13 protein-coding genes are annotated in these 13,836 nt (G+C 51.4%); 4 read left to right on the forward strand and 9 right to left on the reverse strand.

Features of this window, described 5'->3' with window-relative positions; translation table 11 throughout:
* Window positions 1-551: 551 nt before the first annotated feature.
* The 5 genes from AC3Y64_RS10130 to AC3Y64_RS10150 all read right to left on the reverse strand — a co-directional run bounded on the left by AC3Y64_RS10130 (window position 552) and on the right by AC3Y64_RS10150 (window position 7,861).
* Window positions 552-1,265, reverse strand: coding sequence for a recombinase family protein (locus AC3Y64_RS10130; RefSeq protein ID WP_489987311.1), 714 nt, complete (start codon window positions 1,263-1,265; stop codon window positions 552-554).
* Between the two features lie 1,098 nt (window positions 1,266-2,363).
* Entirely contained in the window at window positions 2,364-3,209 is an 846-nt protein-coding gene (locus AC3Y64_RS10135; protein ID WP_489987312.1) for a hypothetical protein, read from the reverse strand.
* 118 nt (window positions 3,210-3,327) lie between these two features.
* Window positions 3,328-4,233, reverse strand: coding sequence for a hypothetical protein (locus AC3Y64_RS10140; protein WP_489987313.1), 906 nt, complete (start codon window positions 4,231-4,233; stop codon window positions 3,328-3,330).
* Between the two features lie 320 nt (window positions 4,234-4,553).
* Entirely contained in the window at window positions 4,554-4,976 is a 423-nt protein-coding gene (locus AC3Y64_RS10145; RefSeq protein ID WP_489987314.1) for a hypothetical protein, read from the reverse strand.
* A 1,928-nt stretch (window positions 4,977-6,904) separates the two neighbouring features.
* On the reverse strand, window positions 6,905-7,861 hold the full coding sequence (locus AC3Y64_RS10150; protein ID WP_463387541.1) for a tyrosine-type recombinase/integrase: 957 nt from the start codon (window positions 7,859-7,861) through the stop codon (window positions 6,905-6,907).
* A gap of 395 nt (window positions 7,862-8,256) precedes the next feature.
* On the opposite strand from AC3Y64_RS10150, the gene AC3Y64_RS10155 reads away from it, so the two are divergent.
* Window positions 8,257-8,679, forward strand: coding sequence for an RDD family protein (locus AC3Y64_RS10155; RefSeq protein ID WP_489987315.1), 423 nt, complete (start codon window positions 8,257-8,259; stop codon window positions 8,677-8,679).
* A 324-nt stretch (window positions 8,680-9,003) separates the two neighbouring features.
* Complete coding sequence (locus AC3Y64_RS10160; RefSeq protein WP_489987316.1) at window positions 9,004-9,459, forward strand: DUF2214 family protein; 456 nt, start codon at window positions 9,004-9,006, stop codon at window positions 9,457-9,459.
* A gap of 221 nt (window positions 9,460-9,680) precedes the next feature.
* Here AC3Y64_RS10160 and csrA read toward each other — a convergent pair whose 3' ends face one another.
* Window positions 9,681-9,875, reverse strand: a complete 195-nt coding sequence (csrA, locus tag AC3Y64_RS10165) for a carbon storage regulator CsrA (protein ID WP_003179932.1) — start codon at window positions 9,873-9,875, stop codon at window positions 9,681-9,683.
* Between the two features lie 250 nt (window positions 9,876-10,125).
* Between csrA and AC3Y64_RS10170 the strand changes: the two genes are divergently transcribed.
* Both AC3Y64_RS10170 and AC3Y64_RS10175 read left to right on the forward strand, forming a co-directional pair.
* Entirely contained in the window at window positions 10,126-10,494 is a 369-nt protein-coding gene (locus tag AC3Y64_RS10170; RefSeq protein WP_489987317.1) for an SPOR domain-containing protein, read from the forward strand.
* 87 nt (window positions 10,495-10,581) lie between these two features.
* Window positions 10,582-11,493: a siderophore-interacting protein gene (locus AC3Y64_RS10175; RefSeq protein WP_489987944.1), complete on the forward strand. Its 912-nt coding sequence runs from the start codon at window positions 10,582-10,584 to the stop codon at window positions 11,491-11,493.
* Window positions 11,494-11,548: 55 nt separating this feature from the next.
* Here the strand turns inward: AC3Y64_RS10175 and AC3Y64_RS10180 are convergent, their stop codons facing one another.
* From AC3Y64_RS10180 to AC3Y64_RS10190, 3 genes are all read right to left on the reverse strand, one after another.
* Window positions 11,549-12,238, reverse strand: coding sequence for an endonuclease (locus AC3Y64_RS10180; protein WP_489987318.1), 690 nt, complete (start codon window positions 12,236-12,238; stop codon window positions 11,549-11,551).
* A gap of 4 nt (window positions 12,239-12,242) precedes the next feature.
* Complete coding sequence (locus AC3Y64_RS10185) at window positions 12,243-12,512, reverse strand: DUF1654 domain-containing protein (RefSeq protein WP_166219800.1); 270 nt, start codon at window positions 12,510-12,512, stop codon at window positions 12,243-12,245.
* A gap of 199 nt (window positions 12,513-12,711) precedes the next feature.
* Complete coding sequence (locus tag AC3Y64_RS10190) at window positions 12,712-13,800, reverse strand: asparaginase (protein WP_489987319.1); 1,089 nt, start codon at window positions 13,798-13,800, stop codon at window positions 12,712-12,714.
* Window positions 13,801-13,836: the final 36 nt, after the last annotated feature.

The raw sequence follows: 13,836 nt of genomic DNA on the forward strand, positions 1-13,836 counted from the left end.
AATAAACAAAAGACAGTCTGCTATTTTTTTCAAGTGGCAATTCGGCGACAGCATGAGGCTATCATTCACTACATTAACCCGCGACCCTATTACTCGGCAATAACACTTTAGACCGTTTTTATGCCCCCGCATTGTGATCTCTAAACAGCCTCAAAGCCATTGCCTAATCCCTGAAAAATAGTTTCAAAATCCATTTTTTGGCGTTCTCGGCCAAGCATCATTCGATGGTACTGCTCTACTGCCCGCTTCAAGTCATTTTTTGTCTCTGATAGCCGGCAGCAATGGACAGCTCACTACGGATCATGGCAACTAAAATTTTGGGCCACCGGGTTGTAACTTCACAACCCCCAAACCTTTAAATCTTGAACGTTCCTATAGCGGGAAATACTCCCGAATCTGCTGACGAAATATCGAAAGGTTAGATTCTCCGCTTGCTGGCTCGGGTCTTAACGCCATTCCAGTGCCACCTCGATGCCAGCAGCTACGAATTTAAAATATCACGGGCATGAATAGGCCGCCCAGAGGCGGCTAGAACCAAACTGGTGAAGTGTTTAAGCTTTGACATTAAATGACAGCCCTAGGCGTGCCATGAGGCGAGAGACGGTCATGGGTTGGAATACGCTTCCTTTAGCTGTTGTTTCACCCTTAGCGTTGAGGCACTGAGCAATGGCAACAAAGGATGTACAGCCATCGTACAAGCACGCCTTGATGTGATGAGCGATTGCATCCGCCCGATTGTCAGCATTCAGTTTCTTCGCTTTTAGGGCGGCGCCATTACCTACCACCCAAGCACTTGCACGACCAGCGTCGCGACGGGCGATCTTCTCCTGAGCTTCGACATTACCCTCGGCAGCGAGCTTCTTCAGCTCTGCAAGACCATCCTTTGTCCGCTTGCGAATCTTGATTAACTCTTCTTCAGCAAGAAGACTCTTGATGTTCCGCACCAGACCACTGCCGTGTACGTCCTCAGCTTCAATGAACGTATATTTCTTTTGCAGGGTGATGAAGTGGGCGTGGTCACGACTAAGGCGGTCAAGACGATGAACAACTACCGGGCAACCCAAACCTTTCGCCAGGGCAAGAGCAAGGCGGCACTGTGGACGTTCCTGAGGATCGATAGAACCCGACACACCCTCGTCTGTGAATTGGGCAACGATTTCCCACCCATGAGTTTCAGCGGCGATCTTGATGGCGGCAAACTGACCAGCCACCGAAAGGCACTGATCGTCTGTACTCATCCGCGCATAAGCCACTACCTGTCTCATCTTGCAATCCCCAGTTTGTTTGCCCGGAGCAATCTTAACATATTGCTGACGTTCGACAACGAAACGTTACAGCGTGTTGTTTGGGGTTATTGGACTACTTGCTGGCTTGTCCCCAACACGATGCAGAGCCACTGGCAAGGGTGGTGCAGGCCGCTATGGGTAGCCCTACCCTAGGTGGCGTTCTAACCGATCCAGTAATGCCACCCCCGCTGTAGTGGAGGTCTGGCGATTCGTGCTGTTGTACTTAGGCTGGTGTGAGGAAATCTGCCGCTACTGCGGAAAAACTGCGTCTCAGGGGGACTTTGCTTAACCCGGTAGTAGATGATGTCCCGGAAATAGGGCTTTGGCGAAGGTTGGGTGGTGTAGGGGGCTCAGATTGACGCTGGCAAGGGAATAGATATTGGTTAGCTTTTGATCAGATTCTTGGAAAGATTATTCGCGGGACCATCCGGCGTCACATCCCGTCCAGAAGAGCTGAGATGCTTACGCCCATGTATCGGTTAACACCTTGATGGCGTTGATCGAATGGTTGGCAACGAACTGTCCGAAGCCCATCTCTGCAATGCTCACACTTGGACGTTAGCCTGCGAGGGGTGGGCTACTTACCATCATCCTTTCGTGCCCTAACGCTCGCCATTTGCACGCTAAGGTACATAGACTGAGCTACCGTAGCTCATCTGGCGGGCTACCTATACGGCTTACCTATAGTGCCACCCTGCATGTACCGGGAGTTTACTCACGCTCCTTATGCGGTTCGGCATAGTGTAATCAGTGGGGGCAGGGGCAACAAAGCCCCCAAAGCTTTTGACTTGAACTGTGCGGGTAAATGGTGACGTACCGTCACGTAACAATAACTTCTACAGTTTTCAGCACAGTTAAAGGCAAGATCAAGAGCGGGGAGGGGCTTTGTTGCCCCTTCTCTCCCCTTAATTGGATAGAGTTGTAATCCGTGCCTCAGGCACAGGTTATCATACTGTAGCGTAAACGCTACGAGGCAACATAACGGTTAATCTCACGCAGTAGCGTGTCCGGCTTTCGCCATACACTTAGTATGGTGGGCGTGAATTTCAACTCCCGGACAAATGAGAATGTTTATCGTCAGACAAATTTATCTTCCACTTCCTTCAACCAGCCTCGAGACTCAACGAAGTCTAGGAACGGATTTATGCCTTTCGGCTCAGGGTAGTATTCCGGTTTCTCATCCTGCCAGTCACCTTCATCAACGGGCATGAGTGCGTCTGGAGTACCCTCAAGCAAGTCAGTCACCACAAGTGAACGCTCTAGCAATAGGGCTAGCGGCTCTCCAATACCATAACCTTTGACAGCCATCTTCAACAGGTGGCGCTCCGCAGCGTACAGTTGCTTGCGTTGGGCCAGGTCAGCCTCTTCACTATCCTCTCGCCAACGTGTGGCGTGGAATTCCATGTATTGGTGCGTATGAGCGTTAATCCTGAACATCAGGTCGCCAGCAGCAGCTTCCAGATACTCACGCCCCTCAGTGGGCGCTTCCTCATCCACCCAGTCCATCACAAACATGGCGTTGCAATCTTCCTTTGCTGCCCGGTTTCTCACCTTTTGCTTAACCCGCTTGATGGTGCTTTGATCGTAATTGCTGACGTAGTTGCCTGTAGTGGTGTCCCACACCGACCGGTATTCATCATGCATGATATTGCGTAGCTCGTAATCACGAATGCCGTGCTGCCGTTTAGCCAACTGGAACACACGCTCTACTGACTTGGCGAATGGCGTTTGAGTCTTTGTGGCGACCTTCTTCAACTTGGGGGGTTTATCAATTCCTTTGATTAAGTCTTTGACTTCACGCTCTGGTAGCCCAGTTGCCTTCCTGATGTTTTCGATAGACATGCCACCTTTCCGAAACTGGACGACAGTTTCTTCAACCGAAATTGAATCGGTGTTGCATGCAGCGATAGTGTTAACTTCCAATTTAGTTCTCCTTGGTAATTAAATTTGCTTCATAAAGCCCTCAATTGGTCGCCGGTTGTTGATTTCCATAAACGCATAAACCCATATCGCAGGCGACAGTAATCCGCTCTGCTCAGTTTCAACGCAATGAATCGAACAGGCTATTTGCAGACACCGGAGGCCGATCGATTTGTCCCAAATTCATAATTCGAACGTACAAGTATGATTCATCGACTTCGAGCATCCCATAAAAAGCATAATAGTGGCCAAGCTCTGAGGTTCTCCAGCCCCGCAGCTCAAATATACGAGGGTCACAGATTCCGGCTAAATGATGCCTGCCCTCTGAGAAATTCAAAAAGACATCATGCGATCCTGAGTTAACTGATTTCGGCTGACCAAAAAAAAGAAAGCTCTTTCCTATATGGCGGTGAAGATCCTTTAGAATCTTTTCGATTGATAATATCAAGTCACCTAGGCGTGTCGTCTCTCGATCTGAAAATCGTACGTTTTTATCCAGAGATACTTGAGCATGCATCACTAAACTTCGAACAGTGCGAAACTTACCCACATGGAACAGACTTCCATCTGCGTCAAACACGAGTTCACCCTCTTGCCCATCTCTTGCAGTCCGACCTTGAACGACGCGTTTAGACTTTGAGACTTGCTCGTCTTCTTCATTCTCGGCTATGTCGTCGTCCAAAGTTTTCCATCCCGCAAAAGCGACGAGGTTTATGGCTTTTTTCTCTACGCTGTTGCCGTCTACGCTTGCACTGTAACTAGGTTTTCGGTGCGGACAACCAACATCGTCAAAACCGCGAATGTGAGCATAGAATGCATGTACGTTATCTTTTCGCTTTGCTTTCTTGCGTGGTATGCGGCTGCACATGACCCCACAACCGAGGCAGTAAATTGATCGATGATGCTTATCGTCCAAATAAAGGTCTGGAGGTATTCGTACTGCACTAGTAAGCAGGAAAGGGTCAACCTTAGCTGGCCGCCCTTCCAAAGGAAAATGCGCAACGCACGGGATCGAAACCTCCGACATACAGCTCCTTGTGGCGCCGCTATGAACGCCGTTTTGGTAGTTAAAATAAACGCCGACATAAACTAAATATGCTTGTTAGATATACGTGTTTAGCGGCCTGGTTAATTGCTAACTAACTTATCTTATTATGGGCGCCGCAATACGCTGCCAGAGTTTTGGATCTCCGATTGGAACTATGTGAGGTCTTAAATAAGCTCTGGCAGCTTTTGATGAAGCTTTTCGTTTAGGGTGCTCGTAAAATTGGTTGTCTGAGCTTGACAATCATTATGAGCTAGTTGGGTGGTTAACGAGGTTTCTCAGGTTGTTGGTATTGAATGATTCTAATCATTATCTGAGATGTTTTCTTTCTCTTGGTCTACCAGTTCCTTCCATTTGGTCATCCGGTATTTACGATAGTCTAGTAGGGCTGGCAGCGTTGGTATAACCAGAGGGTAGTGAGTGGAGAATGCTTTTAGAAACTCAACGTCGGAATGACCCGCAGTTACCGAAAAATACTCAGCATGTTCATCGTAGTTATGTGTGACGCCTCGTACTTCTCCGCTGGCCGTGACCTGAAGATAATATTCTGGAGGGGTGATAAAGTCATCGTAATCCTCATTGGTAGGGGGCATTAGGTTGATGTCAATTACGAAGGCCCACTCAATTGGGTGGAGCTCTCCGTGTTCAGAGTTAATGAATGGCTGGTTGTCATAGATGAAATGATCTCTGTGGTTTGCTGTGGGGAATGGCGTTTTGTTTGTCATAAGGCGATACCTGTCATTCTCTCACAGCACTTCGTGCATGTGCTTGAAGTGAGAGGAGTTATTGGTTGTTGTTAAAGGGAGTCTTAGACGGATGTTCAGTATGTGCGTATATAGGCTCTAAATGGTCTTGAAGTGGATTTTTTATAATTGGTTGAAAAGACTGCAAGGGCTAGATAGATGAGTCCTTGCTTTTGGTCTTCGCTGCGACTCTGGAAAATTAAGTCAAGTTTCTCAGTCGTTCAATCGTGGCCATATGCTCGCGACGTTTTTTCTTTGGGTAAATTTGTTTGATATCAAACAGGTCTTGTCGAGCTTTGTGATATACTCGATAACTCTCAAGCTGCCAGTAATATGGGTTGGAGCCCGGCTAGTTGATCTGGAATTGCACAATGAAATCACACTCGGCTTCGCTTGTAGCTACGCAGTGGTGTCCCTCATGAATAGAAGGCTCATAGGTGAATCCGGTAATTTCCATTTCGGTTGTTATCAGGAAATACATTTGATGGAGCTTGTAAGGCTCTGCCTCTGTAGCGATTCCACAGTAAGGCAAGCGGAACGCGTTAAGGATCGCTGCTCACTTTCCAAGATTGCAGCCATCGCAGGGGGTGCTGCTGTGGTGTTTTGTATCAATCATAATTTGTAGAGTGCAAAAAATTAAAATGAGATGGTCTGCCGATATTACTAATAGTAGTGATCGTTGATGTGCGAGCTGCTTGTGCAATATATGGTGTTGAACAGTGCAGAAGTGGGGTTTCGATTATGGGAGTAGTTCTCCAATGGCTCTATGCGAGAGTGAGGTTTTCTGTGTCGTATACTTTGTCGCTGTAGACGGCAGGAAGTTTTATGGGTTTGGGATTAGTTGTCAACATGTTTTTTGCTTTTAAGAGTGGAGGAAGTATGGGTATCTCAGGGACTACTTACTTACTTACTTACTTACTTACTTACTTACTTACTTACTTACTTACTCACTTACTTACTTGCTTACTTGCTTACTTGCTTACGTAACTGCTTGATTGATTGGCCAAGTGACTGCTCAAATGGTTAATCGAGTCACCAACCACGCAAGCACCCGCGTAAGCACCCACCCAAGCACTCAACCGCGTGTCCAATTGAGCCATCGTTCACGCGCTTGCGTGAACACTTGTTCCATTGCTTACCTATACAAGTACACACCTACTGGCTCAAGCAGCCACGTGCGTAGGTAAGGGAGGGCGTAGGTGGGTACGCAGATGAGTAAGTACGTAAGCGAGTAAATGCGTAAGTCATTAAATCATTAGATGTATATACAACCATTGACGTAGTGGACTACCTAGGCACCCATGCACCCATGCACCCATGCACCCAAGTGGGTACGTACCCAGTGGTATATACAACCGATTGCCCACTCACTTACGTATGCTGTTCTGCAGTGAAGGGTGACCGTCCTCCTCTACGGTTCATGGGGACTTTAGGTGCGTGGAATGTTGATTTTCCGGATTGCTTCGATCATCGCCTTCAGTGGGCTACGGCTGCCATAAATGCTGAACGTCACCAAACCGTCTTCGTGTCCGGCATCCGTTTGGTTAGCGAGTCCTGCATCCCAGCATCTCAGGTCATCGATGAGTCTGTGGCGAAAGCTGTAAATCGCCTTTCTGGGGCAGTGATGCTCAGCTTCGTTTTGTACCGACCAGGCTCTTCGATGGCGCGTGACCTAGCTTTTCGCGAACAGTCTCCAGTCCTGGGGTTAGGCGGACAGAACCAGTGTCACTCATCGACTGCAGATACCGGATCAGCTCTTGATCAATTTAGGGGGACGAAGCATGAGAAACCTGCGTTCGCTAGCAGATCATTCCCTCAGCTGAGTGTAGTGCCACGGTTGAGGCCGCATCCTTTAGGGGGTTATGAATAGAGGGAGAGCCAACGCGATTGCGTTAGCTCGTTGATCGGGGTCAGTCGATAAGGTGAAGGACGTCCCGAACACTTAGGTGCGAGTAACGTGCGACGGAGCGGGTATCGCGATGGCCTGACACGATCATGATCTGGGCGTTGTTGAATCCTTTCTTGGCGACATTCGTTATTCGGGTATGGCGAAGCTGATGCAACCGGACACTACTGTCCAATCCTGCTTTCACTCGTGCCAGTCGCACAGCCTGAGTCACTGCGTGCGGTGTAACCGTAAACACTTGGCCGTTCGGGTGGCGCCCCACAGTGGCACAGAGTTGGGCAAGTTGGAGAATTTCCACAGCACGGTGAGTCAGAGGGACTGATCGTGTTCCGTTCTTCCCATCAATCACATCGGCAATGCGTTCTTTCAAGTGCAGGCAGTCTTTTGTCAGCTTCAGAATTTCTGATCTACGCATGGCGGTTTCATATGCCAGTTCGACGATTAGCTTCATGACAGGTGACAACTTCGCCAGTAGCCGCTCAAGCTCGCTCGCTCGAATCACTTTGTCAGAAGAGCGATCAGGCTTTGGCAGTGCGATGTCACTGACCGGGTTGTGGATGTCGATTAATAGGCCGCGTTTGGCGAACCTGTAGAAGCGGGACATGAAAGCAAGCTGCGTCCTGCACGTGGACGGCTTTACCTTCTTCAATCGCATAATCTTGAAATCGTTGATCATTTGAGGGGTGATTTCGTGGATGGGCTGTGTGAAGTGTCTACTCAGATGCTCCACAATCTTCAGTGCATGGTCGTAGCTGCCTTTCCCCTTGAGCATGGTTTCGCAGTAGGTCATGCCCAGCGTATATATAGTGTGATGCTTGCGATCTATCGTTACGGCCTCGACCTGTCTCGCCCATAATTCTGCCTCGGCCTTCGTGCTGAAGGTTTTAGATTGGGGGGATTTGCCCTTAACCCGTACCTGAGCATTCCAGTTGCCGGACGGGAGTAAGCGGAAATTAGCCATTTTTGACGCCTCATGATGTGAATGGGCGTTCTGAGAAATCCAAGAGCAGCAGGGCTCGGAGCTCGCTCCTAGCAGACCTTGACATGGTGGGGGTCGTTGGTTCGAGTCCAATCGCGCCTACCAAACAAAATCCGCTCTGCTGGGCGGTCTAGAAGGGCTCACCGAAAGGTGAGCCCTTTTTTGTTGTCTGCGATTTGCAAAACCTTTTCCTCGGAAAGCTTATGGCTGATGCGCAGCGGAAGGCTGAGGCGCGACGCGTTAACCCTCCAGGAAAGTCTGACCGCACCATTTCAAGTCGAGATCTGGGGCGGATGATTTTCACTGCATCACTTGGTTAAATAATTCCGCGGTGATGCCGATATGCCATTATCTGCCATTCAACAGGATAATAGCGCATGGAAATCAACAGCACGCCAAGTCAGTATCAGCGGCCGAAGAACCTGGCCGGACTGGGGCGGCGATGGGGCGGACAAATTATTGATTCATTCTGCACTCTGTTCTTGTACTACGCGGTAGGTCGAGCCGCTGAGTTGGTTGGCTTGCCATCGGACGTGGCCGCTATCCTGGCGTTGATCGCCGGTGTGGGGTATTACCTGTTTTCCGATGCGCTGCCTAATGGTCAAAGCCTGGGAAAAAAACTCTTGGGCATGTCGGTGATCGATGAGCGCAGCTACCTCAATTGCAATCTGTACCAATCTTTCATGCGCAATATCACTACGCCGTTCTTGAATGTCCTTGACTGGATTTTCATTTTCTTCGGTTCACGAAAGCGTCTGGGTGACATGCTCGCTTCAACGATCGTGATTCGATCCAGCTAAACCAATCGCCAGATGGCCTGTTAGTGACGGTCTTAACGTGGCGACCTTAAAAATATGTGGATATTGAATGGGTTATGAGGTTTTTTAACTGAACGGTTATCCAAAAAAACTTGTGACGGGGTGTGAATTTCAGTAATATCCGCCCCGCGTTCACCACCACGGTTTATGCATTTTTAAATCCCAAGCTTCCATCAGCTGCTTGGGATTTTTTTTGCCTGCGATTTGGCATTCAAAGCGTTGCCTTGAGACGTCACGGGCAAATCCACACTTTTTCAACTACTACTGACTGGCCGATTTTCAACTCTTTCTGATGGGGGTGTGTCGATGCTGGGTCATTGGTTTCTTGCAGCTATTCACTTGCTTGCTTTCGCCCTGGCCTTCTGGGCAGTGCTGACACGGGGAACAGCGTTCAGCCGTCTGGCCGCCGGTACGGGCGAGGTTGGGCGGATTTTGCTGGCCGACAATATCTGGGGCGTCTCTGCGCTGATCTTGTTGGTCACCGGTGGGATGCGCGCCTTCGGCGGCTATGAGAAAGGCACGGACTATTATCTTCATCAGCCACTCTTTCATTTGAAAATGACGCTGTTCGTGCTGATTCTGCTGATAGAGCTTGTGCCGATGATCACGTTGATAAAGTGGCGGATTGCAAAAGCGCGGGGTGCAGCGCTCGATACCGGACGGTCAAAGTTGTTTGCCCGGATCAGTCACGTTGAGGCGTTGCTACTGGTACTGATGGTCGTCGCCGCCACAGGTATGGCGCGTGGCGTGACATTTGGTTAGGAGAGCGAATTCTCTGTGTTCTATCGGAAACGTCCGACAGTCAGCTCTGGGAATGGCAGGTAGTATCGGGCGGAAAGGGAGGGCGAAAGCAGAAGCGGGAGGGGGCGGATGTGTCAGGCGCCGTACCCAGCGGAGTGGGGAGCGGTTGGCAAAACGGCGCGTGAATCTTTAGCCAGTCATTGCGCGCAAGCAAACGAACTGGCTACTGACTGCAGTGCGACTCAGGGAGTCTGTGGCTTGTCCGGAGCGGTCAGGCCAGCCTGAATACGCTGGTAGATTTCTTCACGGTGCACTGCAACGTTTTTCGGCGCGTTGATGCCGATGCGAACCTGTTGGCCGCTTACGCCCAGAATGGTGATAGTGATGTCATCACCAATGTTTATGCTTTCACCGACTTTGCGGGTGAGTATCAGCATGGTCTTCTCCTTGATTGCTTTGTAGGGCACCTGATTCAGACAGTGCAGAGGTCGGTGGTACGTATAGATTAGTGCGAAGTCTCACGGTTTGGGTGCCTCTTTCTGACGCGCAGATGCGGCATTAATTCCCAGGGCGTAACTATACAGAGGCTGCAATCATCAATCTCGTTGTTTTGTGCCCATTTTGCGGGGCTCGCGAAGTATTTATGAATGTTAAGATCGCCGCTTTGAGAATTCCGAGGAAAGCGTTGTGCGCAAATTGGTCTGGTTGGTCGCGGCACTGGCATTGGCAGGATGTGGTGAAGGCAAGAGTGTAGACGAGCAGAAGCCGAAAACGACGGTCGCGACAGCTCCTGCTGTGGCACCTGCTGCGCAGTGGGATCTTGAAGTCCGTGGCGAAACACCTCAGGCCGTCAGTGATCTGAGCGGCTGGTTGATCGAACATGCTTTCGTTCCGACAGTCATCAGAGACAGCAGCGGCAAGACGCGCATTCTGATTGGCCCCTTCAACACCCAGGCTGAGGCCGAAGCGCGCAAGGTGCAGGTGGATGCAGCATTGGTGAAAGCTAAAAAGCAGAACGTTGAATCGGTCATCATCGAGCATCCGATCACGCCGTAAGCGTTCCATTTGGCGGAGCTGCCTAAAGGTAATCAAACGCGATTCGTTCCTGAAGGAGTCGCTGCTGAATTCCAAAAGGAGCTCCCTATGGTTTCCGCCAATCCTTACAAATTGTTCGATGTCACCTTGCACCGCAAAACGCAGTTGAGCCCGCACATGATGCGCCTCACGCTGGTGGGGCCACCGGTTCACGAAATGGCCACCTGGGCCCCGGATCAGCGGGTCAAGCTGTTTTTCCCCGCCGCCGATGGTTCGCAGCACAGGCTCGCCCAAGAGGACGGTTGGTACGCACGATTCAAGTCGATGCTTGTGGATCGACGTCCTGCGATGCGCACCTACACCATTCGGCATTTACGCGCCGAACAGGGCGAAGTGGATATCGATTTTGTTCTGCACGGTGAAACCGGCCCGGCGTCCCGTTGGGCATTGCGAGCGCAACTGGGGGAATCGATGCAGATTCTTGCCCCTGACCATCATTTCTCCGCGCAGCAGGCCGGTGGTTTCGAATGGAAGCCGCCCAAAACGCTCAAGCAGTTGCTGTTGGTTGCTGACTCAACCGCGTTGCCAGCAGCGATGGGTATTCTGGACGAGTTGGCGGGCCTCGTAGAGCCTCTGCAAACGCAGGCATTCTTCGAGGTCGACAGTGCGCAAGACATGCTTGCCGTACCAGACTGGCCCGGCCTGTCGGTGCAATGGCTGATTCGCGATGAGTCGGCTGCAACGGTTGCCGGTGCCTTTTTGATTGATGCCGTGCGCCAAGCGTCCTTGCCAGTGCATGCCGCTTGCGAGGGGCGGGCGATAGAGCTGGCGGAAGTGGATATCGATAAAGATATTCTTTGGGAAGTCGCAGAGACCACGAGGGAAGGCTTTTACGGCTGGATCGCGGGTGAGAGCGCTGCCGTCATGAGTCTGCGCAAATACCTGATCAAGGAGCGCGGCATTCCACGCGAGGCGCTCAATCTGATGGGCTACTGGCGTTACAACAAATCTGGCAGCTAGACATGAAAAGGGCCTCGAACATAACGTTCGAGGCCCTTTCGTTTTACGTGGCCAATTAACCGCAGGCTTTCATATTCACCGGGCCGACAAATTCATTGCCGCGGCCCATCACGCACGCCACGCTCTGATTGCGCTGGCGCTCCCAGTCCTGCACGGGATAGGTCTTGTCCCACGCCTCATACAGTTGCCGATCCTGTTTCGACAGGCGCAAACCGTATTGCTTGCTCATGTAAAAATAGGTGCGGGCAATCATGCCGCGAATCGAAGGGCGGGGCATGACCTTCTTCGCCTTGAAGTCGACCTGGGTCAGGCACGAGCCATACTGCCCGGATTGCACTGGCAGCCAGCCGTAGCTGAAGTTGCTGCGGTCTCCGTTGACCTCGCCGATGCTCGGCACCAGGTTGTGCAGGTCGGCTTCAGCTTTCTGGTAGGACGGATCGTAGCGTGTGCAGTTCTTGCGTCCGCCTTCCTGCCAGCATTGACGCTGATGGCCAAACTGCCAGGCCGGCACAATGTGCTCCCATTCGATGCGCGAAGCGCGTTTGGCGTTTTTGCGCGGCACGTAACCGCAAGCCTTCAAATCAACCTTGTTGCCGGTGTATTTGCACCCGCAATAAAACTCGGTGGACTGCGGTGCGTACAGTTTCCAGGCGACCTTCTTCGCTTCGGTGAATGTGCGGGGTGCGCCAGCCTGGGCACCCATGGCAATAAACAGCAACAGCAAAGCAACACAGCGGACACTCATTGACTCAATCTTCCTTCGGCACAACCCAAAAAATCTGCACGCCACCATCGTCGCGGTAAGCGAGGGTGACGTTGTCGTTCTCGTCGATTTCCTCGAGCAGGCGCTCCCATTCATCCATCGGCTCATCCGGCAAACGGAAGATCAGTGCGGCTTTGGCTTTCTGTGCGGTGGGGGAATTGATGATTTTTTGAACGCGCATGCCCATGCGTTCGTAAGCGTCAGGAGCATCAGGAGAGGTAGCCACGAGGTTATCCTTATTAAGCTGTACGTGCATACAGTATTTAACTGTAAGCTTTTTCGCAACTGCTTAAAATTCAAGAAAATCCTCTGACAGCGGTTTTCCGATTTTGGTGTAGGTCGTGTCGAATTTTTTGTAGGAAAAAAGCAGAAGGGTTGTAAGTGGTGCACCACCCGCCAAGCAGGCGGATGGTGCACTCATTGCCCGATCGAAAATTGATCGGGCGAGGGGGCGATCAGTATTCCCAGAACATCCGTTGCAGCTCTTTGCTGTCATTGGTTTTGGTCAGCGCGACCATCGCCAGGATGCGGGCCTTTTGCGGGTTCAGATCGTGCGCGACAACCCAGTCATACTTGTCGTCAGGCTGTTCGGCGTTACGCAGCACGAAGCCGCCAGCATTGACGTGGGACGAACGAATGATCTGCACGCCATCCTTGCGCAGCGCCTGCAGGGTTGGCACCACGCGAGAGGACACCGAACCGTTGCCAGTACCGGCATGAATAATCGCTTTGGCGCCCGATTGGGCGAGCGCTTTGTAGGCGGTATCGCTCACATTGCCGTAGGAATAGGCGATTTCTACGTCAGGAAGGCTCTTGATGTTTTTGATGTCGAATTCCGAATCCATGGTGTGACGCTTGGCTGGCAAGCGGAACCAGTAGGATTTGCCTTCAACCACCATGCCCAGTGGGCCCCAGGCACTCTTGAACGCCTCAGTCTTGATGTTGATCATTTTGCTGACATCACGACCGGACTGGATCTCGTCGTTCATGGTCACCAGCACGCCTTTGCCGCGCGCTTCTTTGCTGCTGGCCACCGCCACGGCGTTGTACAGGTTGAGCATGCCATCGGCGGACATCGCGGTGCCCGGGCGCATCGAGCCAACAACGATGATTGGCTTGTCAGTCTTCTCGACCAGGTTGAGGAAGTAGGCGGTTTCTTCCAGGGTGTCAGTGCCGTGGGTGATGACGATGCCGTCGACGTCTTTGCTGTCAGCCAGTTCCGCGACACGGCGACCCAGTTGCAGCAGGTTGTCGTTGGTGATGCTTTCCGATGCGATCTGCATGACTTGTTCGCCACGCACATTAGCCAGTTTGCTCAGCTCGGGAATGCCGGCAATCAATTGCTCTACGCCAACTTTGGCGGCCTGGTAGGTGGCGCTGTTGGCAGCGCTCGCGCCGGCACCGGCGATGGTGCCGCCCGTGGCAAGTACAACCACGTTGGCGAGTTTGGTCTGGGTTTCGACTTCTTTTGCCTGAAGGGCGGTGGGCAGGAGCAGGAGAAGGGCCAAAGCGCCCGGAACCAAAGTGTTGAAAGCAGATTTCATTATTTTTCTCTCTAGTAGTGAGACGGTGCTGATGCA

The sequence above is a fragment of the Pseudomonas sp. 4CAES_32.4 genome (genome assembly GCF_058136335.1).

Excerpts from the sequence above, each read along its gene's own strand:
- AC3Y64_RS10130 (WP_489987311.1), bottom strand. The coding sequence starts at position 1,265 with ATGAGACAGGTAGTGGCTTATGCGCGGATGAGTACAGACGATCAGTGC.
- AC3Y64_RS10140 (WP_489987313.1), bottom strand. The coding sequence starts at position 4,233 with ATGTCGGAGGTTTCGATCCCGTGCGTTGCGCATTTTCCTTTGGAAGGG.
- AC3Y64_RS10145 (WP_489987314.1), bottom strand. The coding sequence starts at position 4,976 with ATGACAAACAAAACGCCATTCCCCACAGCAAACCACAGAGATCATTTC.
- AC3Y64_RS10150 (WP_463387541.1), bottom strand. The coding sequence starts at position 7,861 with ATGGCTAATTTCCGCTTACTCCCGTCCGGCAACTGGAATGCTCAGGTA.
- AC3Y64_RS10155 (WP_489987315.1), top strand. The coding sequence starts at position 8,257 with ATGGAAATCAACAGCACGCCAAGTCAGTATCAGCGGCCGAAGAACCTG.
- AC3Y64_RS10160 (WP_489987316.1), top strand. The coding sequence starts at position 9,004 with ATGCTGGGTCATTGGTTTCTTGCAGCTATTCACTTGCTTGCTTTCGCC.
- csrA (WP_003179932.1), bottom strand. The coding sequence starts at position 9,875 with ATGCTGATACTCACCCGCAAAGTCGGTGAAAGCATAAACATTGGTGAT.
- AC3Y64_RS10175 (WP_489987944.1), top strand. The coding sequence starts at position 10,582 with ATGGTTTCCGCCAATCCTTACAAATTGTTCGATGTCACCTTGCACCGC.
- AC3Y64_RS10180 (WP_489987318.1), bottom strand. The coding sequence starts at position 12,238 with ATGAGTGTCCGCTGTGTTGCTTTGCTGTTGCTGTTTATTGCCATGGGT.
- AC3Y64_RS10185 (WP_166219800.1), bottom strand. The coding sequence starts at position 12,512 with ATGCACGTACAGCTTAATAAGGATAACCTCGTGGCTACCTCTCCTGAT.
- AC3Y64_RS10190 (WP_489987319.1), bottom strand. The coding sequence starts at position 13,800 with ATGAAATCTGCTTTCAACACTTTGGTTCCGGGCGCTTTGGCCCTTCTC.